Source organism: Streptomyces phaeoluteigriseus, assembly GCF_001896135.2.
GTDB classification, from domain to species: Bacteria; Actinomycetota; Actinomycetes; order Streptomycetales; family Streptomycetaceae; genus Streptomyces; species Streptomyces phaeoluteigriseus.
The window spans coordinates 1,215,103-1,236,757 of the sequence record NZ_MPOH02000011.1 but is presented as its reverse complement, the minus strand read 5'-3'; the positions used below and the strand labels follow the sequence as shown (position 1 = coordinate 1,236,757).

14 protein-coding genes, 3 tRNA genes and 5 pseudogenes are annotated in these 21,655 nt (G+C 71.6%); 12 read left to right on the top strand and 10 right to left on the bottom strand.

From position 1 onward, the window contains the following. The 6 genes and pseudogenes from BM536_RS44845 to BM536_RS16725 form a co-directional block, all read left to right on the top strand. A pseudogene (locus BM536_RS44845) lies at window positions 1-116 on the top strand (Rv3235 family protein); the annotation flags it as partial. Window positions 117-234: 118 nt separating this feature from the next. Next, window positions 235-711, top strand: coding sequence for a DNA polymerase III subunit gamma/tau (locus tag BM536_RS42860; protein ID WP_245873566.1), 477 nt, complete (start codon window positions 235-237; stop codon window positions 709-711). A gap of 221 nt (window positions 712-932) precedes the next feature. Then, a complete protein-coding gene (purD, locus tag BM536_RS16740) occupies window positions 933-2,186 on the top strand; it encodes a phosphoribosylamine--glycine ligase (protein ID WP_073500028.1) in 1,254 nt (417 codons plus the stop codon). Between the two features lie 352 nt (window positions 2,187-2,538). Further along, window positions 2,539-4,477 (top strand): annotated as a pseudogene (locus BM536_RS16735) (hypothetical protein). A 331-nt stretch (window positions 4,478-4,808) separates the two neighbouring features. Continuing rightward, window positions 4,809-6,303, top strand: a pseudogene (locus BM536_RS16730) (N,N-dimethylformamidase beta subunit family domain-containing protein). A gap of 155 nt (window positions 6,304-6,458) precedes the next feature. Further along, on the top strand, window positions 6,459-7,358 hold the full coding sequence (locus BM536_RS16725) for a phosphoribosylaminoimidazolesuccinocarboxamide synthase (protein WP_073492841.1): 900 nt from the start codon (window positions 6,459-6,461) through the stop codon (window positions 7,356-7,358). Window positions 7,359-7,407: 49 nt separating this feature from the next. On the opposite strand, the gene BM536_RS16720 is transcribed toward BM536_RS16725, so the two are convergent. From BM536_RS16720 to BM536_RS16685, 8 genes and pseudogenes are all read right to left on the bottom strand, one after another. Continuing rightward, window positions 7,408-7,480, bottom strand: a tRNA-Gly gene (locus tag BM536_RS16720). 23 nt (window positions 7,481-7,503) lie between these two features. Then, window positions 7,504-8,118 (bottom strand): response regulator transcription factor, encoded by a 615-nt coding sequence (locus BM536_RS16715; protein ID WP_073492843.1) that lies wholly within the window; start codon window positions 8,116-8,118, stop codon window positions 7,504-7,506. Then, window positions 8,115-9,469 (bottom strand): annotated as a pseudogene (locus BM536_RS16710) (sensor histidine kinase). Before BM536_RS16710 ends, BM536_RS16715 begins: the two are co-directional and overlap by 4 nt. Before the next feature lie 95 nt (window positions 9,470-9,564). Continuing rightward, the gene (locus tag BM536_RS16705; RefSeq protein WP_073492850.1) at window positions 9,565-10,380 is read right to left on the bottom strand and encodes an ABC transporter permease; all 816 of its coding nucleotides are present in this window, start codon (window positions 10,378-10,380) and stop codon (window positions 9,565-9,567) included. Further along, a complete protein-coding gene (locus BM536_RS16700; protein WP_073492852.1) occupies window positions 10,377-11,333 on the bottom strand; it encodes an ABC transporter ATP-binding protein in 957 nt (318 codons plus the stop codon). The genes BM536_RS16705 and BM536_RS16700 overlap by 4 nt, the downstream gene beginning before the upstream one ends. Window positions 11,334-11,484: 151 nt before the next feature. Then, window positions 11,485-11,560: transfer RNA gene (locus BM536_RS16695), tRNA-Gly, on the bottom strand. An 80-nt stretch (window positions 11,561-11,640) separates the two neighbouring features. Then, window positions 11,641-11,712 (bottom strand) — tRNA-Gly (locus BM536_RS16690). Window positions 11,713-12,045: 333 nt separating this feature from the next. After that, complete coding sequence (locus tag BM536_RS16685; protein WP_073492854.1) at window positions 12,046-12,363, bottom strand: histone-like nucleoid-structuring protein Lsr2; 318 nt, start codon at window positions 12,361-12,363, stop codon at window positions 12,046-12,048. 419 nt (window positions 12,364-12,782) lie between these two features. On the opposite strand from BM536_RS16685, the gene purS reads away from it, so the two are divergent. The 6 genes and pseudogenes from purS (at window position 12,783) to purM (ending at window position 19,853) form a co-directional block, all read left to right on the top strand. Further along, window positions 12,783-13,046, top strand: coding sequence for a phosphoribosylformylglycinamidine synthase subunit PurS (gene purS, locus BM536_RS16680; RefSeq protein ID WP_003999970.1), 264 nt, complete (start codon window positions 12,783-12,785; stop codon window positions 13,044-13,046). Beyond that, window positions 13,043-13,723, top strand: coding sequence for a phosphoribosylformylglycinamidine synthase subunit PurQ (gene purQ, locus BM536_RS16675; RefSeq protein ID WP_073492856.1), 681 nt, complete (start codon window positions 13,043-13,045; stop codon window positions 13,721-13,723). The genes purS and purQ overlap by 4 nt, the downstream gene beginning before the upstream one ends. After that, complete coding sequence (gene purL, locus BM536_RS16670; RefSeq protein WP_073492858.1) at window positions 13,720-15,978, top strand: phosphoribosylformylglycinamidine synthase subunit PurL; 2,259 nt, start codon at window positions 13,720-13,722, stop codon at window positions 15,976-15,978. Before purQ ends, purL begins: the two co-directional genes overlap by 4 nt. A 197-nt stretch (window positions 15,979-16,175) precedes the next feature. Further along, window positions 16,176-16,973 carry a maleylpyruvate isomerase family mycothiol-dependent enzyme gene (locus BM536_RS16665; protein WP_073492860.1) on the top strand — a complete coding sequence of 266 codons (798 nt, stop codon included), beginning with the start codon at window positions 16,176-16,178 and terminating at the stop codon, window positions 16,971-16,973. A gap of 222 nt (window positions 16,974-17,195) precedes the next feature. Next, window positions 17,196-18,725 carry an amidophosphoribosyltransferase gene (gene purF / locus BM536_RS16660; RefSeq protein ID WP_073492862.1) on the top strand — a complete coding sequence of 510 codons (1,530 nt, stop codon included), beginning with the start codon at window positions 17,196-17,198 and terminating at the stop codon, window positions 18,723-18,725. Between the two features lie 46 nt (window positions 18,726-18,771). Then, window positions 18,772-19,853, top strand: a pseudogene (gene purM, locus BM536_RS16655) (phosphoribosylformylglycinamidine cyclo-ligase). A gap of 87 nt (window positions 19,854-19,940) precedes the next feature. On the opposite strand, the gene BM536_RS16650 reads toward purM, so the two are convergent. Both BM536_RS16650 and BM536_RS16645 read right to left on the bottom strand, forming a co-directional pair. Continuing rightward, the gene (locus BM536_RS16650; protein ID WP_073492864.1) at window positions 19,941-20,198 is read right to left on the bottom strand and encodes a DUF3073 domain-containing protein; all 258 of its coding nucleotides are present in this window, start codon (window positions 20,196-20,198) and stop codon (window positions 19,941-19,943) included. 280 nt (window positions 20,199-20,478) lie between these two features. Then, window positions 20,479-21,582 carry a Leu/Phe/Val dehydrogenase gene (locus tag BM536_RS16645; protein WP_073492866.1) on the bottom strand — a complete coding sequence of 368 codons (1,104 nt, stop codon included), beginning with the start codon at window positions 21,580-21,582 and terminating at the stop codon, window positions 20,479-20,481. Window positions 21,583-21,655: the final 73 nt, after the last annotated feature.

The following is a 21,655-nucleotide window of genomic DNA, read 5'->3' as shown; positions in this document are numbered from 1 at the left end:
CGGCGCCGCCCCCACCCCGCGGGGGCGGTCGGACGCCCTCCGGTGACCTCCGAACAGGCCGGCCGCGCACGGCCCCCACCCCGATGACGCCCGGCCGCCCCGCGGCAGCCCCGGCGGCCGGGGCCTACGCTCCCCCGCCGGCGTCTCGACCCCCGCACGCTCTGGCCCAACATCCTGGAGGCGGTCAAGAACCGCCGTCGCTTCACCTGGATCCTCCTCAGCCAGAACGCCCAGGTGGCCGGCTTCGACGGCACCACCCTCCAGATCGCCTTCGTCAACTCCGGCGCCCGCGACAACTTCGTCAGCAGCGGCAGCGAGGACGTGCTGCGGCAGGCGCTGGCCGAGCTGTTCAACGTCCAGTGGAAGATCGACGCGCTCGTCGACCCGTCCGGCGGCGGCTCCGCACCCCCACCGTCCGGCGGCTTCGGCGGTCCTCCCGCTTCGCCCGGCCCCGGCGGGGCGAACACCGGGGGCGGTGGCTACGGCGGCGGCGCCCCCGGCGCCGGTACGGGCGGCGGCACGACGGCCCCCAGGCGCACTCCTCCGCTCCCCCCGGCCCACCGCAGGCCCGGTCGGCCCAGCCGCAGGCCTCCGCCCACGCCTCCCCGAGACCCCAGTCCCCGGCCCGGGAACACGTCTCCGCGGAGGACGACATCCCCGAGGACGACGACCCCGACCTCAACGAGTCGGCCCTCTCCGGGCACGAACTGATCGTGCGTGAGCTGGGGGCGACCGTGGTCGAGGAGTTCACCAACGAGTAGCGGGCGACGCCCTACGCCCGGCAAGCGGCACCAGGCCGCCCGGTCGGCACCTGCCCGGGAGGGCATCTGCCCAGCTCGCAGCCTCGCTTCGGCGGAACCTACGAACGCCCCGCCCGCCGCCCTTCGGAAGCCCGCACAAAGCACGCACGGCCTGGCCGTTAGGCTGGCCCCGTGAACGTCCTCGTCATCGGCAGCGGCGCCCGCGAACACGCCCTGTGCCGCTCACTGTCCCTCGACCCCACGGTCACCGCTCTGCACTGCGCCCCCGGCAACGCCGGCATCGGCGAGGTCGCCGAGCTGCACCCGGTCGACGCCCTGGACGGCAAGGCCGTATCCGCGCTGGCCACCGAGCTGGGCGCGCAGCTCGTGATCGTCGGTCCGGAGGCACCGCTGGTCGCCGGGGTCGCCGACGCCGTGCGTGAGGCGGGTATCCCGGTGTTCGGCCCCTCCAAGGAGGCCGCGCAGCTGGAGGGCTCGAAGGCGTTCGCGAAGGACGTGATGGCCGCGGCCGGCGTGCCGACCGCCCGCTCCTACGTGTGCACCACGCCCGCCGAGGCCGCCACGGCCCTCGACGCCTTCGGACCGCCGTACGTCGTCAAGGACGACGGTCTGGCCGCCGGCAAGGGCGTCGTCGTGACCGACGACCTGGAGGCCGCGAAGGCGCACGCCGCCGGCTGCGAGCGCGTGGTCATCGAGGAGTTCCTCGACGGCCCCGAGGTGTCCCTGTTCGCCGTCACCGACGGCGAGACGGTCGTCCCGCTCCGGCCCGCCCAGGACTTCAAGCGTGCCCTCGACGGCGACGAAGGCCCGAACACCGGCGGCATGGGCGCGTACTCCCCGCTGCCCTGGGCCGATCCCAAGCTGGTCGACGAGGTCATGGAGACCGTCCTGCAGCCGACCGTCGACGAGTTGCGCCGCCGCGGCACCCCGTTCTCGGGTCTGCTCTACGCCGGGCTCGCGATCACCGGCCGGGGCGTGCGGGTGATCGAGTTCAACGCCCGCTTCGGTGACCCCGAGACGCAGGTCGTCCTGGCCCGCCTGAGGACGCCGCTGGCCGGCCTCCTGATGGCCGCCGCCACCGGCAACCTCGCCGACCTGCCGCCCCTGCGCTGGAGCGACGAGGCGGCCGTCACCGTGGTCGTGGCCTCGCACAACTACCCCGGCACCCCGCGCACCGGCGACCCGATCAGCGGCCTCGACGAGGTGGCCGCCGAGGACGCCCCGCACGCGTACGTCCTGCACGCCGGCACCCGGCGGGACGGCGACGCGGTGGTCAGCGCGGGCGGCCGCGTCCTGTCCGTCACGGCGACCGGCGAGGACCTCGCGCAGGCACGGGAAAGGGCGTACCGGGCGGTCGCGCGGATCGGCCTCGACGGCTCTCAGCACCGTACGGACATCGCCGCGAAGGCGGCGGCGGAGGCGTAACCCTCAGAGCACACTGCCCGCACGGTGCACGTGTCCCAGGGAGCACCTCCCTCAGGGACCACACGGCCCCCAGCAGGCACTTTCCGGCCCCGGGTTCAGGATGGGAACGCCCATCGAACTCGGGGCCTGTTCTTTGCCCACAGTCATCCACCTTTCCCCAAAGCCATTCCATCGAGTGAGCGCTGTTCCAACCGCCTGACGGAGGCCGACGTGCCAACTAGGGTGCGGCGCAAGCGTTCCGGCACTTGGCCCACCGGCATTGCGGTGTCAGTGGCGGGTGCCACAGTGGGGGAGTGAGCAAGACCAGGAGAGCCAGGACGGCCTGCACTGAGGGGAGGGGGTGAGGTCCCGCGTGACCGGTATCGGAGTGGAGGCGCGCGCACAGGGCGCGCGGGCGAGGGCGCTGGCGGTGCTGCGGATCCGCGGCCGGGCGCTGGCGGTCGCGCTGCTGCCCGCCGCGGCGGCGGTGATCCTGCTCGCGGGCGGTTCCAGCGGCCACTTCACGGGCCACGGCTGGGACATCGCCCGCTGGGTGACGTCCGTCTTCGCGGTCCTGGTGCTGCTCGCCGCCGGGGTGATCGCCCTGGTCGTCGCGCGGGCCCGGCCCGCCGTCACCCCCACGGTCGCGATCGCCGAGAGCGCGGCCCCCGATCTGTACCGGCTGGTGCGCGACCTCGCCGACCGCCTCGACGTCCCCGCGCCCTCCGCGATAGCGCTCACCCCGGACTGCGACAGCTGGCTGGAGGACCGCACCCACCCGGCCCACGGCCCGCCCCCCGCCCCGCGCGCACGACGAGATATCCGGCCCCGGCCACCACCCCCACCGCCGTACGACGACGGCGCCGGTCCTCGTCATCGGCTCCCCCTTCCTGTGGTGGATGCGGGTGGGTGAGCTGCGCGCCGTCCTCGCGCCGGTCGTCGCCGGTACGGGCCCGTCGGCGCACCCGGACATAGCGGCGGCCCGGCGTTTCGTGCGCGGGCTGGACGCCGCCGTGGCCGCGGCGGCCGACCGTGACCGCAACCCCGCCGTCCGTCTGCTCTGCGTGGGCATCGGCTGGGTCGTCCGCCTGCTGCTGCGGAGCTGCCAGGTGCACGCCGCGGAGATGGAGCGGGGGGTGGCCGCCGCGGCGGCCGAGCGGGCCCAGTCCGTGGACTACGGGGTGCGGATCGTCGCCCAGGAACAGGTCGGGCTGGCGTACGCCGGCTGGGACCGGCTCCTCACGCGCGTGGCGCTGCCCGCCTGGCGGATGGGCCGCTGGCCCTCCCGTCTGGACGCGGGGGTGGTCGCCGCCCTCACCGAGCTGTCCCGGCGCGACCGGCTGGCCGAGGGCTTCACCTCCCGGCTGGGCGAGCGCCCCGCCTGCGATCTGCTCGAGGAGCCCGGCGCGTCGACGAGGCCACGTCCCTCCTCGCCGCCCGCCTCTTCCACGGCGGCCCCGCCGAGACCGGTCCCGACTGGTCCCCGGTCGCCTGGCAGGAGTATCCGGACGAGGTCGTCGACCGTAAGAGCGTCCGCCGGTAGGGCCTATTTGGCGCAACTGGCAGGTTGAGGCAGCGAAGATTCGTTACGCAGGGTAGTGGCTGGAGGTTCAGGAACTCCATGATCAACGAAAGCCGCACCCGCCGTGCCCACCCCCATGCCATCTCGGCCTATCGGCGGACGCTCTAAGTGGCGCACCGACGCGGCCCGTCTCCACCGCGTCCTGGACGTCCTGGGCGTCCGCCGCACCACCCCGGCCGCCGACGGCCCCACCCTGGCCCGGGTACTGAACCACCTGACCGACCAGGGTCCCGCCGGGGACGGAGAACCGGGTCCTCACCCCGCCTCCCCCGCCTCCCGCACTTCCTTCGGCGACGAGGAGGAGGACGACGATCTCCCCCAGAACCCGCGCAGTGCGGCCCTGGCCACCCGGCTCGGGGCCGCGGTCGCCCGCGAGGAGGCCGAGGCCATGCCGACGGGGCCGGGCGGGCCGCCGGCCGGCCAGGGGCCCGAGGCGGCGCTCTGGGACGACCGCGCGCTCCCCCTCTTCCCGCTGCAGCCCCCGCGCACCGACCGCGAACTCCTCGCCGACCACGTCACGGCGATGGTCTGCTGCGCCGCGATGGACACCGTGGGCGCCACCCCGGGCCTCGACTGGCTCGACGGCCCCACCCTCCTGCTCGACGGCGAGCGGGTGACCGACCTGACGCCCCGCGTGCTCAGCCTGGTCGAGGACGGCGACGCGATCCCCCTGCGCACCTGGCTGGTGGAGGTGGGCATACGCCCGGAGAAGCCGGTACGACTCGGCTGAGGCGGCCCAGCCGACGGAGGACGCCCGCCACCCGCTCAGCCCGCCGTCGCGGACCCTGCGGAGCACTTAGTTCCACTTTCAGCCAATTCGCAACGAAGTGTGACTGTCCGCGCGCGTTATGTGATGTGCTGGGACCGATCCCGCCCATGGCAAGCGCTGGCGACATAGGACAAACACAAGAACTGTCCCATCACCACAGGCCACGGGCGCGACACGACGGAACCAGCGCACCCGAACGCTCAGGCCGCGGGGCGGATGCCCGCAACCGGCCGGGCGTGCGCAGCCGCACCACACGCACCGGCAACACGGGGGTCAGAGGGAGGGAAGCACCATGGGACACAAGCAGATACGCCGATGGGAATCGGGAGCGCTGGCGCACGCCGTGACGGATCCCTTCGGCCAGGGGCCCCTCCCGTGGCTGCGCGGCAGTGAGACCTACTTCGACGACACCGGCCAGGTCGTCCCCTGGTACGTCGACCCGGTCCCCGCCCCCACCCCGGACGCGACCGCCCGGATCCCCGTCCCCCCGCTCCACCGGAGGCCCCCGCTCCGCCGACGACGTCCGCCGCCAGATCAAGGGCTTCGCGTCCACCGGCGCGGTCGCCCCGGGCGAGGCCGTCGACTTCCGCATCACGGTCGACCCGCCCCAGGAATTCAGCGTCGACATCTACCGCATCGGCCACTACGACGGCGACGGCGCGGCCAAGATCACCACCAGTCCCCGTCTCTCCGGCATAGTCCAGCCCCCACCCCTGACCGCCGACCGCGCGGTCTCGTGCCACCACTGGTGGCTCTCCTGGCGCCTCCAGGTGCCCTCGTACTGGAACGTCGGGGCGTACGTCGCCGTCCTCACCACCGCCGACGGCTACCGCTCCCACATCCCGTTCACCGTCCGCGACGACCGCCCCGCCGACCTCCTGGTGCTGCTCCCCGACATCACCTGGCAGGCCTACAACCTCTACCCGGAGGACGGCCGCACGGGCGCCAGCCTCTACCACGCCTGGGACGAGGACGGCCGCCTCCTCGGCGAGGCCGACGCCGCGACGACCGTCTCCTTCGACCGGCCGTACGCGGGCGCGGGCCTCCCCCTGCACGTCGGCCACGCCTACGACTTCATCCGCTGGGCCGAGCGCTACGGCTACGACCTCGCCTATGCCGACGCCGGCGACCTGCACGCCGGACACGTCCAGCCCACCCGCTACCGCGGCCTGGTCTTCCCCGGCCATGACGAGTACTGGTCGACGGCCATGCGCCGCACCGTGGAACTCGCCCGCGACAGCGGCACCTCGCTCGTCTTCCTCTCCGCCAACACCCTGTACTGGCAGGTGGAGCTGGGCCCTTCCCCGTCCGGCGTCCCCGGCCGCCTGCTGACCTGCCGCAAACGCAAAGGCCCCGGCCGGCCCGCCCTCTGGCGCGAGACCGACCGCGCCGAACAGCAACTGCTGGGCATCCAGTACGCGGGCCGGGTCCCCGAACCCCACCCCCTGATCGTCCGCAACGCCGGCCACTGGCTGTGGGAGGCGACCGGCGCGCACGAGGGCGACGGCATCGACGGCCTGGTCGCGGGCGAGGCCGACCGCTACTTCCCGCGCACCCCCCTGCCACCCCACGAGGAACGCACCCTCCTCGCCCACTCCCCGTACACCGACGGCCGGGGCGCCAAGCGCCACCAGGAGACCTCCCTCTACCGCGCCCCCTCCGGCGCCCTGGTCTTCGCCTCCGGCACCTTCGCCTGGTCCCCGGCCCTGGACCGCCCCGGCCATGTGGACCCCCGCGTCCAGCGCGCCACGGCGAACCTCCTCGACCGCATCTGCAAGCGCGACTGACACCCGCCGACCCAGCCGCGGCCATGCCCCGACCCCGCTGTCCCCGGCCAATCCCGATGTACGGGACAATCGAGCCACCAGGCCCGCCCGTCTCCCACCGCACCCATTCGAGCCCTGCGGGCCCCCCATTTTGATGCAGACCACGGGGAGGAACCGTGTCCGGATTCGTAGAGAAGCCCGAGCCCCTGGAGGTGCCGGGCCTGGTGCATCTGCACACCGGCAAGGTGCGCGAGCTGTACCAGAACGAGGCCGGCGACCTCGTGATGGTCGCCAGCGACCGCATCTCCGCCTTCGACTGGGTCCTGCCCACCGAGATCCCCGACAAGGGCCGCGTCCTGACGCAGCTCTCCCTGTGGTGGTTCGACCAGCTCGCCGACCTGGTCCCGCACCACGTCCTGAGCACGGAGCTGCCCGCCGGTGCCCCCGCCGACTGGGCCGGCCGCACCCTCGTCTGCAAGTCGCTGGAGATGGTCCCCGTCGAGTGCGTGGCCCGCGGCTATCTCACCGGCTCCGGCCTGGCCGAGTACAAGGAGTCCCGCACGGTCTGCGGCCTCGCCCTCCCCGAAGGCCTGGTCGACGGCTCCGAGCTGCCGGCCCCGATCTTCACCCCGGCCACCAAGGCCGCGGTCGGCGACCACGACGAGAACGTCTCCTACGAGGAGGTCGCCCGCCAGGTCGGCGCCGACACCGCCGCCCGGCTGCGCCAGGCGACCCTCGCCGTCTACGGCCGGGCCCGGGACATCGCCCGCGACCGGGGCATCATCCTCGCCGACACGAAGTTCGAGTTCGGCTTCGAGGGCGACACGCTCGTCATCGCCGACGAGGTCCTCACCCCGGACTCCTCCCGCTTCTGGCCGGCCGACACCTGGCAGCCGGGCCGCGCGCAGCCCTCGTACGACAAGCAGTTCGTACGGGACTGGCTGACCTCACAGGCGTCCGGCTGGGACCGGGCGAGCGAGCAGCCGCCGCCGGAGCTGCCGCAGGAGGTCGTCGACGCGACCCGCGCCAAGTACATCGAGGCCTACGAGCTACTGACGGGCACGAGCTGGTCGTAGGACGGACACGGAAAAGCCCCCCGGCCGAGACCGGGGGGCTTGTTTCCAGAGCGGACGACGAGGCTCGAACTCGCGACCTCAACCTTGGCAAGGTTGCGCTCTACCAACTGAGCTACGTCCGCAGTGCGCCGTGGCGCGAGAGCAACTATACCCAACCCCGCTCACGTGCGAGACGTACCGCCGCGTGACGGTTCTCGGCCCCCAGCTTGGAGACGGCCGAGGAGAGATAGTTGCGCACGGTCCCCGGCGACAGCGCGGCCCGCTCCGCGATCTCCGTGACGGGCGCCCCGTCGGCGGCGAGTTCGAGCACCTCCGCCTCGCGCGAGGTCAGCGGGGAGTCCCCGGCGGCGATCGCGTCGGCGGCCAACTCCGGGTCGACGTAACGGTTTCCGGCGTGCACGGTCCGGATGATCTCCGCGAGCCGCTGTGCGCTCACCGTCTTCGGGACGAACCCGCGCACACCCGCCGCAAGCGCCCGTTTCAAGTGCCCGGGGCGCCCGTGGCTGGTGACGATCAGGGCTTGGCAGCCGGGCAGTTCGGTGCGCAGCGATGTGGCCACCTTCACACCGTCGGCGCCCGGCATCTGCAGATCCAGGACGGCCACGTCCGGCCGGTGCGCCAGCGCCATCGCCAGGGCCTCGGGTCCGGTGGCGGCCTCGGCGACGATCACCAGATCGTCCTCCAGGGAGAGCAGCGCGGTCAGCGCACCCCGGATCAGGTGCTCGTCGTCGGCGAGCAGCACCCGCACCACGCCGCTCATGAGAGGACCTCGCTCGCCACGGAGTCCTCCACGACCAGCGGCACCTCAGCCACCACCCGGAAGACACCGGCCCCGGCGATCCCCGCCTCCAGCGTTCCGCCCACCTTCCCCAGCCGCTCCGCCAGCCCGGCCAGCCCGGACCCGCCACCGACCGGCCCGCCACCGACCGACCCAGGACCGGTCAGCCCAGGACCGGTCAGCCCAGGACCGGCCGATCCGAGGCCGCCCGATCCGCCGCCGTCCGCGCCGGCCACGGCCCTGGACCCCTCGCCGTCCGCCCCCTCGCCGTCCGCCCCGTCGTTCTCCACCGTCAGCACGACCTTTCCACCCGTCGCCCGCACCTGCACCGCACACCGCCCCGCGTTCCCGTGCCGCAGCACGTTCGTGGTCGTCTCCCGCACCACCCAGCCGAGCGCCGACTGCACCTCGGCGGGCAGCCCGCGACCTCTCCACGCACCTCGCACTCGATCCCGGCAGCCGTCAACACCCCTTGGGCGCCGAGGAGTTCGACCCCCAGGTCGGCCTCCCGGTAACCGCGTACGACATCGCGTACCTCCCGCTGGGACTCCCGCGCGATCCGCTGGACCTCGATCATCTGCTCGACCGCCTCGGGGCGCCCCCGGCGGGCGAGTTGCACGGCCAGCTCGCTCTTGAGGGCGATCACCGCCAGGTTCCGGCCCATCACGTCGTGCAGGTCCCGGCCGAACCGCAGCCGCTCCTCGGCGACGGCGAGCCGGGCCCGGGTCTCGCGGGCCTCGTCGAGCCGGTAGACGGTGTCGAGCAGCCAGACCGAGAACACCGAGGTGGTGGCCATGAACCCGCCGCCGAGCAGCACCGCCGCCACCGAGACCAGGACGGCCGGGGCGGGCGCGCCGAGGAGCAGCGCCAGGGCGCCGGCGGCCGCGGCGTAACCGGCGACGACGGCGAGCGCCTGCCGCCAGCCGCGGACACCGAGCGTGGTGACGCACGCGGCGAAGATCAGGGCGACGCCGAAGACCCCGCCCGCGGCGGTGTCGACCTCCTCGCCACCCGGACCGTGTTCCGCGGTCCACAGCGCGACGGCCGCGACGGCAGCGGTGAGGAGGGCGAACGCCACCATGAGCCGCACCGGCCGGGGCCGCCTGCCACGCGTCCAGTCCAGCGCCCGCGAGGCCGTCACCGCGGACAGCGCGCAGTGCGCGGCCATGATCAGCGGCAGCCACAGCACCGGCCCCTGCCACACCCCGCTGCCGAACGGCACCCCCACCGACGCGAACTCGGCCAGGGCGAAGAAGTGGAACGACCACCGCGTGTAGGTCTCGACCTTCGCCGTCGAACTCTTCCGCCGCCACCAGCCACCCGCCCCCCGCAGTTCCGCGCGAAAGTCGGTGTCGCGCCGCCCGCGCGGACCCGCCTCTTCCCGTACCGCCCCGCGCATCCGTGTCTCTCCCCCGTCGCCCGGCTCCGTCAGCGCCGCGGCTCCCACCGGAACCACCGCCGTACAGCAAACACCGCGAGCACGGTCCAGGCCAGCGCGGTCGCCAGCGCACCCAGGGCCTCGTACGCCGAGAGGTCGCCGCTCCACCCGCCGCGAACCAGGGTGATGACCGGGCTCAGCGGCAGCAGTTCGAGGCCGGAGGCGACCCGGTCGGGCATCAGCTCCAGCGGGACGGCCACCCCGGAGGCGACCATCGACACCAGCACGAACGGCATGGTCGTCACCTGCGCGCTCTCCACGGTCCGCGTCACACTCGCGGTGACCGCTCCCAGCGCCGAGCACATCACGAGGCCCAACAGCACTCCCAGTACGGCGAGGTGGGGCGCCTCGGGGGCGGGCACGTCGAGGAAGGCCGTACAGCCCACCGCCAGCACCAGGCACTGCACCAGCCCCATGGCGAACACCGGCAGCGCGGACCCGGCGACGACCTCGGTGTCCCGCAGTTCGCCGGTGCGCAGCCGCTTCAGCACGAGTTCCTCGCGCCGGGCGGTGTAGATGCCGGTGAGCGCCGAGTACACCCCGAACAGCAGTGAGAACCCGATCGCGGCGGGCAGCAGCACCAGCCCGACGCTGAGCCCGGAGTCCTCGACGTTCATGTCGTCCACCACGGGCCGCAGGCTGAACGGCAGCCCCAGGGGCACCAGAACGGCCGCGATGATGGTGGCCTTGCTGCGCCCGAGCAGCGTGAGTTCGGCGCGGGCGAGGGCGGACATCCGGCTCATGGGAGTGGTCACCGCACCCCTGACCGAGCCCTCCGGAGACCTGGTGACCGTACCGCCGCTCATGCCGCGACCCCCTCGTTCTTCTCCGAGGCCTCCCGGGCGATGCCCAGGAACGCCTCCTCCAGCGAGGCCGACCGCAGGTCGAGCCCCCGCAGTTCCACCCCGGCCGACTCGGCCCACACCAGCAGCGCGGTGGCCGTCCGCTGCAACTCCCGGGTCCGCAGCCGCACCTGACGGCCGTCGATCTCGTGGTCGCACACGCCGAGCGCGTCCAGCGGCGGCAGGTCGCCCACGAAGTACCCGTCGGGCAGCCGGAAGGAGATCCGGGACGGCTGCTCGGCCGTCACCTCGGCGGGGGTCCCGGAGACCGCGATCCGGCCCTTGTGCAGGATGGCCAGCCGGTCGGCGAGGCCCTCCGCCTCTTCCAGGTAGTGCGTGGTCAGCAGCACCGTCGTCCCGGCGTCCCGCAGGGCGCGCACCAGGTCCCAGGTGTCGCGCCGGCCCTCGGCGTCCAGCCCGGTGGTCGGCTCGTCGAGGAACAGCACCTCCGGCTCCCCGAGCAGCGCGAGCGCCAGATCGAGCCGCCGCCGCTCACCCCCGGACAACTGCTTGACCCGCACGCCGGCCTTCCCGGCGAGCCCGACCAGCGCCAGCGCCTCCGCGACCGGCCGGGCCCCGCTGACACAGCCCGCCCACATCCGCGCGGTCTCGGCGACGCTCAGCTCGGACGGGAAGCCGCCCTCCTGGAGCATCACGCCGGTCCGCGGGCGTACGGCGGCCCGCTCGGTGTACGGATCGTGGCCGAGGATCCGCACCCGTCCGCCGTCGGGCCGCTCGAGTCCCTCGAGCAGTTCGACCGTGGAGGTCTTGCCGGCGCCGTTGGTGCCGAGCAGCGCGAAGACCTCCCCGCGTCCGACGTGGAAGGAGATCCCGCGGACCGCCTCGAACCCGCCCCCGTACACACGCCGGAGGTCGGTGACCTCGATCACGTGTTCATTCGTGTCCCTGGCTTCCATGCCCCCAGCGTCCCGGCCGCGGGCCACCGACGGCAGTGCGCGTTGTCATCGCTCCGTATGACAAATGTCAGAACGGAGAGAGAAGGCAGGCCGGGGAAGCGGGAAAGGGGCATACGCCGAAGGCCCCGGTCGGTGACCGGGGCCTTCGAAGTGGAGCGGACGACGAGGCTCGAACTCGCGACCTCAACCTTGGCAAGGTTGCGCTCTACCAACTGAGCTACGTCCGCATTGCATCCGACTGGCTTTCACCGGTCGGCGCGGGCACCAGCCTACCTGATCCACACGTGTGATCGGGACGGCGATGCAGAGCGGGTGACAGGAATTGCACACTGCGCCTTCCCCCTGGAAGGGGGATGTTCTACTACTGAACTACACCCGCACGACCTCTGTGAGCTGGGCTTTTCGGCCCCGCCCCGCTGGCGTGCTCCAGACATTAGCCGACCATGTGGGGGGTAGCGCAAGTCGGTTGCCCCCGGGGCCCGCTGACGGACCCCGGGGCACCACGCGGAGCCCGTACCGGCCGGTGTTCGCGACCGGACCCGCGCTCGGGACCGGACCCGCGCTCGGGACCGGACCCGCGCTCACGACCGGACGAACGCTCACGACCGGATCGAACCGCCAGGCCGCCACCCCGATCCGCCAGGCCACCCCGATCCGTCAGCCCGGACCGTCAGCCCGGACCGGACCGACAGGCAAGGGCGCCCCCGCGGGTTCACTGCGCCTCGGCGAACGCCTCGTACACCTTCTTGGGAATGCGTCCGCGCGCCGGCACGTCCAGCTTGTTGGCCTGGGCCCAGGCCCGGACCGCCGCCGGGTCGGGGGCGACCTCCGTCTGCTTGTACGCCTTGCCGGACCTCGACCGCTTGCGGCCGGCGTCCACGTAGGGCGCGAGCGCCTTACGGAGTTTCCTGGCATTGGCTTCATTCAGGTCGATCTCGTACGACCTGCCGTCGAGTCCGAAGGCGATCGTCTCCGCCGCTTCCGAGCCGTCGATGTCGTCAAAGAGAGTGACCACGACCTTCTGCGCCACGAATATCGGTCCCTTCGTGCGACAGCTCTGCGATGACGTGCCAAGACGCCACGGAGATGTCGACTGTCCGCTAGTTATGGGGCAAAGTATCGGCTAATGCCATTTCATTTGTACAGTGCCCGGCAATCGAATGTGAAGCCCGACTAAATCTCTCAGCGTGTCTCAGGAATCACGAGGGAGCGTGAGCGACTTCGATTGAGGGTGGGGGTGGGAGACGGGCGGGCGCAATAGGCAGCCGGGACGCATCACGGATCTTTCCCGTAATTTTTCGTGAACTGCCTGCTCCGTCACCCGATCCGGTACCCGATCGTGATCACGCTCACGTAGTTTCCTACAACTCTACCCGCGTAGAAATTTTGTACGGGTAGTCTGAAGACACACGCAGGAACCTGCTCAGCACCACAACACCGGGAGTGCCAGTGGCACGCGTCGTAGTCGACGTCATGCTCAAGCCGGAGATCCTCGACCCCCAGGGCCAGGCGGTGCAGCGCGCACTGCCGCGGCTGGGTTTCGAAGGCATCTCGGACGTACGTCAGGGAAAGCGATTCGAACTGGAAGTTGACGGCCCGGTCGACGAGGCCGCGCTCGCCCGCATCCACGATCTTGCGGAATCCTTCCTCGCCAACACCGTGATCGAGGACTTCACCGTCAAGGTGGAGGAAGTCGCGGAGGCCGTGAAGTGACCGCTCGTATTGGCGTCGTCACTTTCCCGGGCAGCCTGGACGACCGGGACACCCAGCGCGCGATCCGACTCGCGGGCGCCGAGCCCGTCGCTCTCTGGCACAAGGACAAGGACCTCCACCAGGTCGACGCCGTGGTGCTGTGCGGTGGTTTCTCCTACGGCGACTATCTGCGCGCCGGTGCCATCGCGCGCTTCTCGCCGGTGATGGAGCCCCTCATCGAGCAGGCGAAGGCCGGACTGCCGGTCCTCGGCATCTGCAACGGCTTCCAGATCCTCACCGAAGCCCACCTCCTCCCGGGCGCGATGCTCGGCAACGACCACCTCCACTTCATCTGCCGCGACCAGAAACTGCGGGTGGAGAACGCGGACACCGCCTGGACGACCGACTACTCGGCCGGCCAGGAGATCCACATCCCGCTGAAGAACATGGACGGCCGCTACGTCGCCGACGAGTACACCCTCGACAAGCTCGAGGCCGAGGGCCGGGTCGCCTTCCGCTACCTGGACCTGAACCCCAACGGTTCGCTCCGTGACATCGCCGGCATCAGCAACGAGGCCGGGAACGTCGTAGGCCTCATGCCGCACCCGGAGCACGCCGTCGAGCCGCTCATCGGCTCCGGCCGCACCGACGGCCTCCCCTTCTTCACCTCGATCCTCAAGAAGCTGGTCAACGCATGAGCCGGACGCCTCTGGACACGGTCGAGCACGCGGCCGCTACCCCCGACGTCGAGCTGCCCTGGGCCGAACTCGGTCTGAAGAAGGACGAGTACGAGCGGGTGGTGGAGATCCTCGGCCGCCGCCCGACCGGTGCCGAACTCGCCATGTACTCGGTCATGTGGTCCGAGCACTGCTCGTACAAGTCCTCCAAGGTCCACCTCCGCCAGTTCGGCGAGAAGGCCCCCCAGTCCGACGCCCTGCTCGTGGGCATCGGCGAGAACGCGGGCGTGGTGGACGTCGGCCAGGGCTACGCCGTCACCTTCAAGGTCGAGTCGCACAACCACCCGTCGTACGTCGAGCCCTACCAGGGCGCCGCGACCGGTGTCGGCGGCATCGTCCGCGACATCATCGCGATGGGCGCGCGCCCGGTTGCCGTGGTCGACCCGCTGCGCTTCGGCGCGGCCGACCACCCCGACACCAAGCGCGTCCTTCCCGGCGTCGTCGCCGGCATCGGCGGCTACGGCAACTGCCTGGGCCTGCCCAACATCGGCGGCGAGGTCGTCTTCGACGCCTGCTACCAGGGCAACCCGCTGGTCAACGCCGGTGCCATCGGCGTGATGCGGCACGAGGACATCCACCTCGCGAAGGCGTCCGGCGCGGGCAACAAGGTCATCCTGTACGGCGCCCGGACCGGCGGCGACGGCATCGGCGGCGCCTCCATCCTGGCCTCGGAGACCTTCGACGACGCCAAGCCGTCGAAACGTCCGGCCGTCCAGGTCGGCGACCCGTTCCAGGAGAAGCTCCTCATCGAGTGCACCCTGGAGGCCTTCGCCGAGAAGCTGGTCGTCGGCATCCAGGACCTGGGCGCGGCGGGCCTGTCCTGCGCGACGAGCGAGCTGGCGTCCAACGGCTCCGGCGGCATGCGCGTGACGCTGGACGACGTACCGCTGCGCGACTCCACGCTCTCGCCCGAGGAGATCCTCATGAGCGAGTCGCAGGAACGCATGTGCGCGGTCGTCGAGCCGGAGAAGGTCGACCGCTTCCTGGAGATCTGCGACAAGTGGGACGTCATCGCCACCGTCATCGGTGAGGTGACCGACGGCGACCGCCTGGAGATCTACTGGCACGGCGGCAAGATCGTCGACGTCGACCCGCGCACGGTCGCCCATGACGGCCCGGTCTACGAGCGCCCGTACGCCCGCCCGGACTGGCAGGACGCCCTCCAGGCCGACGACGCGAACAAGCTGCCCAGGCCGGCCACGGGCGAGGAGCTGAAGGACCAGGTCCTGAAGCTGGTGTCCTCCCCGAACCAGGCCTCCAAGAAGTGGATCACCTCCCAGTACGACCACTTCGTGCAGGGCAACACGGTGCTGGCCCAGCCCGAGGACTCGGGCATGATCCGCATCGACGAGGAGAGCGGCCTCGGCGTCGCCATCGCGACCGACGGCAACGGCCGGTACGCCAAGCTCGACCCGTACGCGGGCGCGCAGCTGGCGCTCTCGGAGGCCTACCGCAACGTGGCGACGACCGGCGCCAAGCCGCTCGCCGTCTCCGACTGCCTGAACTTCGGCTCCCCCGAGGACCCGGCCGTCATGTGGCAGTTCGCGGAGGCCATCCGCGGGCTCGCCGACGCCTGCCAGCAGCTCGGCACCCCGGTGACCGGCGGCAACGTCTCCCTCTACAACCAGACCGGCGAGGTGGCCATCCACCCGACCCCGGTCGTCGCGGTCCTGGGCGTCATCGACGACGTGGCCCGGCGTACCCCGGTCGCCTTCGGGGAGGAGGGCCAGCTGCTGTATCTCCTCGGCGACACCCGTGAGGAGTTCGGCGGCTCGGCCTGGTCCCAGGTGATCCACGACCACCTCGGCGGGCTGCCGCCGAAGGTCGACCTGGAGCGCGAGCGGCTGCTCGCCGAGATCCTGATCTCCGCCTCCCGCGACGGCATGATCGACGCCGCGCACGACCTGTCCGACGGCGGTCTGATCCAGGCCGTCGTCGAGTCGGCGCTGCTCGGCGACAAGGGCGCCCGCCTGGTCGTCCCGGACGGCCTGGACGCGTTCACCTTCCTCTTCTCGGAGTCGGCGGGCCGCGCGGTCGTCGCCGTCCCGCGCTCGGAGGAACTCCGCTTCACCGACATGTGCGGCGCCCGCGGCCTGCCGGCCACCCGCATCGGTGTCGTCGACGGTGACACGGTCGACGTCCAGGGCGAGTTCGCCCTGCCGCTGACCGAACTGCGCACCGCGCACGAGGAGACGATCCCGGCGCTGCTCGCGTAACCGCCCCAGCCCGTACGACGCCGAAGCCCCCGCCCGGAAGCGCGCCCCACGCGCTCCCGGGCGGGGGCTCTCCGCGTCTCCGGCGGAGCCGGGCTGGGCGGACCGGCATCGGGGCGTCTGAACCGGCCTCCCCTCCCGCTCCGGCGAACTCACGGAGCCGGCCTCCCCTCCCGCTCCCGCCGCCTAGGCTGCTTGGCATGTCACCGGCCAAGAAGCGCCCCCGCGCCTATGACCCCGCCAAGATCCGCACCGCCGTGCTCGCCCAGCTCGGCAACGTGCGGGAAGCCGTCCGCACTCTCACCCCCGAGCAGCTCGCGCTGCCGACGCGGCTGGGGGAGTGGACCGTACGGGAACTGGTCGCGCACATCGGGATGGCCGTCACGGCGGTCGGGCGGTCGCTCGATCTGCCGGAGCCGGCGAAGCCGGACGCCACGCTGCTCGACTGGCCGTTCGCGACATCCGTGAGCGCCCCGGCCATCGACGCCTTCACCCGGCGGCTGTCCGCGGAGCACCCGGACCTGGACGCCTACCTCACGGGCGTGGAGCAGGGCCTCGTCGCACAGCTCGACACCCATCCGGGCTCCCGGCTGCTGGAGACGAACGCCGGTGCGCTGCCGCTGGCCGACTACCTGGTCACCCGCACCGTCGAACTCGTCGTCCACACCGACGACCTGAACGCGGCCGTCCCCGGCCTGGACATCCCCCACGACCGCCAGGCCCTCGCCGCCGCCACCCGGCTGTTGGCCGACGCCCTGGCCGTCAAGGCGCCCGGCGGCTCCACCGAGGTGCGGATCCCGCCGTACGCCGTCGTGCAGTGCGTCGAAGGGCCCCGGCACACCCGTGGCACCCCGCCCAACGTCGTCGAGACCGACCCGCTGACCTGGGTCCGGCTGGCGTCCGGGCGCCTCACCTGGAAGGCGGCCGTCGAGGAGGCGAAGGTCGCCGCGAGCGGGGAGCGGGCGGACCTCGCGGAGCTGCTGCCGCTCATGTCCTGACGCGGCGGATGCCCCCTGGTGTGCGACAGCTCACTCATGCCCCCGGAGCGAGCGGCCGGACGGAGGCCGACGAGGTGCCGCCGTCCGGCGAGTCGATCACCATAATCGTGGTCTGACCTGCGGATATGAGCCGATCGTGGTGGCCTCGGGGCACTCAAGATCGAGTTACTCGCGAGTATCCCCAATTCGGACCAGTGGTCGATCTCGCCTACACTCGATGATGTGCCACGTGGTGACGGTCGACTCAGTCATGATCTGCTCCCCGGCGAGAAGGGCCCCCAGGACGCTTGCGGCGTCTTCGGGGTCTGGGCCCCCGGTGAAGAGGTCGCCAAGCTCACTTACTTCGGGCTCTACGCCCTCCAGCATCGAGGCCAGGAATCCGCGGGAATCGCGGTCAGCAACGGCTCTCAGATCCTCGTCTTCAAGGACATGGGCCTCGTCTCCCAGGTCTTCGACGAGACCTCGCTCGGTTCGCTCCAGGGTCATATCGCGGTCGGTCACGCCCGCTACTCGACCACCGGCGCCTCCGTGTGGGAGAACGCCCAGCCGACGTTCCGCGCCACCGCGCACGGTTCCATCGCGCTCGGGCACAACGGAAACCTGGTCAACACCGCCCAGCTCGCCGAGATGGTCGCCGACCTGCCCAAGCAGGAGGGCGGCCGCACTCCGCGCGTCGCGGCGACCAACGACACCGACCTGCTCACCGCGCTCCTCGCGGCCCAGGTCGACGAGGACGGCAAGCCCCTGACCATCGAGGAGGCCGCCCACTCGGTCCTCCCGCAGGTCCGCGGCGCCTTCTCGCTCGTCTTCATGGACGAGCACACCCTGTACGCCGCCCGCGACCCGCAGGGCATCCGCCCGCTGGTCCTCGGCCGGCTGGAGCGCGGCTGGGTCGTCGCCTCGGAGTCCGCCGCCCTCGACATCTGCGGCGCCGCGTATGTCCGCGAGATAGAGCCGGGCGAGTTCGTCGCCATCGACGAGAACGGGCTCCGGACCTCGCGATTCGCGGAAGCGAAGCCCAAGGGCTGCATCTTCGAGTACGTCTACCTGGCCCGCCCGGACACCGACATCGCCGGCCGGAACGTGTACCTCTCCCGTGTGGAGATGGGCCGGAAACTCGCCAAGGAAGCCCCCGCCGAGGCCGACCTGGTCATAGCGACCCCGGAGTCCGGCACCCCGGCCGCCATCGGCTACGCGGAAGCCTCCGGCATCCCCTTCGGCGCCGGCCTGGTCAAGAACGCCTACGTGGGCCGGACCTTCATCCAGCCCTCGCAGACCATCCGCCAGCTCGGTATCCGTCTGAAGCTGAACCCGCTCAAGGAAGTCATCAAGGGCAAGCGCCTGGTCGTCGTCGACGACTCGATCGTGCGCGGCAACACCCAGCGGGCCCTGGTCCGGATGCTCCGCGAGGCCGGCGCCGCCGAGGTCCACATCCGGATCTCCTCGCCGCCCGTGAAGTGGCCCTGCTTCTTCGGCATCGACTTCGCCACCCGCGCCGAGCTGATCGCCAACGGCATGTCGATCGAGGAGATCGGCACCTCGCTCGGCGCCGACTCCCTGGCGTACATCTCCATCGACGGCATGATCGAGGCGACCACCATCGCCAAGCCGAACCTCTGCCGCGCCTGCTTCGACGGCGAGTACCCGATGGATCTGCCCGACCCCGAGCTGCTCGGCAAGCAGCTCCTGGAGACGGAGCTGGCCGCCGGCCCGGCCGCGACGGCAGCGGCCGACGCGATCCGCCGCCCGTAATCGGTCCCGTCATACCTGCCGTACGACACGAAAGTTCTCACTTCCCATGTCTGAGACAACTGGTGCCAGCCACGCAGCGGCGTCCTACAAAACAGCAGGTGTCGACATCGAAGCGGGCGACCGCGCCGTGGAACTCATGAAGGAGTGGGTGAAGAAGACGCAGCGCCCCGAGGTCCTCGGCGGCCTCGGCGGTTTCGCCGGCCTCTTCGACGCCTCCGCCCTCAAGCACTACGAGCGCCCCCTGCTCGCCTCCGCCACCGACGGCGTCGGCACCAAGGTCGACGTCGCCCGTCAGATGGGCGTCTACGACACCATCGGCCACGACCTGGTCGCCATGGTCATGGACGACATCGTGGTGTGCGGCGCCGAGCCGCTGTTCATGACCGACTACATCTGTGTCGGCAAGGTCCACCCCGAGCGAGTCGCCGCCATCGTCAAGGGCATCGCCGAAGGCTGTGTCCTGGCCGGCTGCGCCCTGGTCGGCGGCGAGACGGCCGAACACCCCGGCCTGCTGGGCGCGGACGACTTCGATGTCGCGGCGCCGGCACGGGCGTGGTGGAGGCCGACCGCCTGCTGGGCCCCGACCGCATCCGTTCGGGGGACGCGGTGATCGCCATGGCGGCCTCCGGTCTTCACTCCAACGGGTACTCGCTGGTCCGCCACGTGCTCCTGAACCAGGCCGGCCTGTCCCTGGACGCGCGCGTCGAGGAGCTCGGCCGCACCCTCGGCGAGGAGCTGCTGGAGCCGACGAAGATCTACTCGCTGGACTGCCTGGCACTCACCCGCACGACGGACGTCCACGCCTTCTCGCACGTGACCGGAGGCGGACTCGCGGCCAACCTGGCCCGCGTCATCCCCGACGGGCTGCACGCGATCGTGGACCGCTCCACGTGGACCCCGGCCCCGATCTTCGACCTCGTCGGCCGGACCGGCCGGGTCGAGCGGCTGGAGCTGGAGAAGACCCTGAACATGGGCGTGGGCATGATCGCCATCGTCCCGGAGGAGTCGGCGGACGTGGCGCTGACCACGCTGGCCGACCGCGGGGTCGAGGCATGGGTCGCGGGCGAGATCACCGACCGCGGGGAGCACACGAGTGGTGCGGCCCTGGTCGGGGACTACGCCGGCTGAGACCCGTACGCGGGCTGGAACCCTGTGCGCAGCACAAGACCCGGTCGGTGACCGAAGTCACCGACCGGGTGAGTGCTCGAAGCAAGGTCAAGCGCCGCGACGGTGTTGGTGCGAGGAGTCCTCGTCCTCGTCCTCGTCGTCGTCCCCGTACAGCTCGGCGTACCGTGCGTACGGGTCGTCGTCCTGCTCATCGTCATCGTCCTCGAACGGCTCGCCGTTCGGCGGAATGTTCGATGGCGATGCGCCCAGCTCTTCGGCCAGGCGTGAGAGATCAGTCCCGCCGCTGTTGTACTTCAGCTGGCGGGCGACCTTCGCTTGCTTGGCCTTGGCCCGGCCGCGCCCCATGGCTCGACCCCCTCAACGACGGGGCTCGACGGCCCCAGAGTCTTGACACGCGTTCATGGTCCGGAACGGACTCTCCGCGGAGAGGCCGGTCCGTAGGGCTTCCACGGTACCTGAGCCCGAACCCATACGGTACGTCGCCCGTAGCACGCGCGTGTGCACAGAACCTTCGAGGCGCCCTGTCCTCGCTGGTCAGTGGCGATTTTAACCACTTATTGGCGGGCGACCCGCCGGGAAGAGTGAGAGTTCTCTCGAACTTTCCTCCGGCAGGTACCGAACAGGGTCACCAGCCGCGCCCCCGAGCCGCCTCGTGCATGCGCTGTTCGGCGATCCGGTCGGCCGCCGCGGCCGGCGGAATTCCGTCCGTCTTCGCACGTGCGAATATGGCCAGCGTGGTGTCGAAGATCTTCGCGGCCTTGGTCCTGCACCGTTCGAAGTCGAACCCGTGCAGCTCGTCGGCGACCTGGATGACCCCGCCGGCGTTCACCACGTAGTCCGGCGCGTAGAGGATCCCGCGGTCGGCGAGGTCCTTCTCGACGCCCGCGTGGGCGAGCTGGTTGTTGGCCGCTCCGCACACGATCCGCGCACTCAGCACCGGCACGGAGTCGTCGTTCAGCGCCCCGCCCAGTGCGCACGGGGCGTAGATGTCGAGCCCCTCGGTCCGGATCAGCGCCTCGGTGTCCGCCACCGCCGTCACACCCTCGGGGTGTCCGTCCAGGATCCGGCGTACGGCGTCCTCGCGCACGTCCGTGATCACGACCTCGGCGCCCTCGTCCCGCAGGTGCTGCACCAGGTGGTGGCCGACCTTGCCGACGCCCGCGACGCCGACCTTGCGGCCCCGCAGCGACGGGTCGCCCCACAGATGCTGGGCGCTGGCCCGCATGCCCTGGTAGACGCCGAAGGCGGTGAGCACCGACGAGTCGCCCGCGCCGCCGTTCTCCGGCGAGCGCCCGGTCGTCCAGCGGCACTCGCGGGCCACGACGTCCATGTCGGCGACATAGGTGCCGACGTCGCAGGCGGTCACGTACCGCCCACCGAGCGAGGCCACGAAACGGCCGTACGCGAGCAGCAGCTGTTCGGTCTTGATCACTTCGGGATCGCCGATGATCACGGCCTTGCCGCCGCCGTGGTCCAGCCCGGCCATGGCGTTCTTGTACGACATCCCGCGCGCGAGGTTCAGCGCGTCGGCGACGGCCTCCTCCTCGGAGGCGTACGGGTAGAAGCGCGTGCCGCCCAGGGCGGGGCCCAGGGCGGTGGAGTGGAGGGCGATGACGGCCTTCAGACCGCTGGCACGGTCCTGGCAGAGCACGACTTGCTCATGACCACCCTGGTCCGAGCGGAACAGGGTCTGCAGCACATGATCAGGGGCGCCGGATACGTCGGTCACTGTGGTGACTCCTGGGTGACTAGCGGCGGTCGGGACGGGGGCTCCCGTACGGGTGGCGGGGCCTGTGGGATGA

Excerpts from the sequence above, each read along its gene's own strand:
- BM536_RS16715 (WP_073492843.1), bottom strand. The coding sequence starts at position 8,118 with ATGAGCGGCGTGGTGCGGGTGCTGCTCGCCGACGACGAGCACCTGATC.
- BM536_RS16705 (WP_073492850.1), bottom strand. The coding sequence starts at position 10,380 with ATGAGCGGCGGTACGGTCACCAGGTCTCCGGAGGGCTCGGTCAGGGGT.
- BM536_RS16700 (WP_073492852.1), bottom strand. The coding sequence starts at position 11,333 with ATGGAAGCCAGGGACACGAATGAACACGTGATCGAGGTCACCGACCTC.
- purL (WP_073492858.1), top strand. The coding sequence starts at position 13,720 with ATGAGCCGGACGCCTCTGGACACGGTCGAGCACGCGGCCGCTACCCCC.
- BM536_RS16665 (WP_073492860.1), top strand. The coding sequence starts at position 16,176 with ATGTCACCGGCCAAGAAGCGCCCCCGCGCCTATGACCCCGCCAAGATC.
- BM536_RS16650 (WP_073492864.1), bottom strand. The coding sequence starts at position 20,198 with ATGGGGCGCGGCCGGGCCAAGGCCAAGCAAGCGAAGGTCGCCCGCCAG.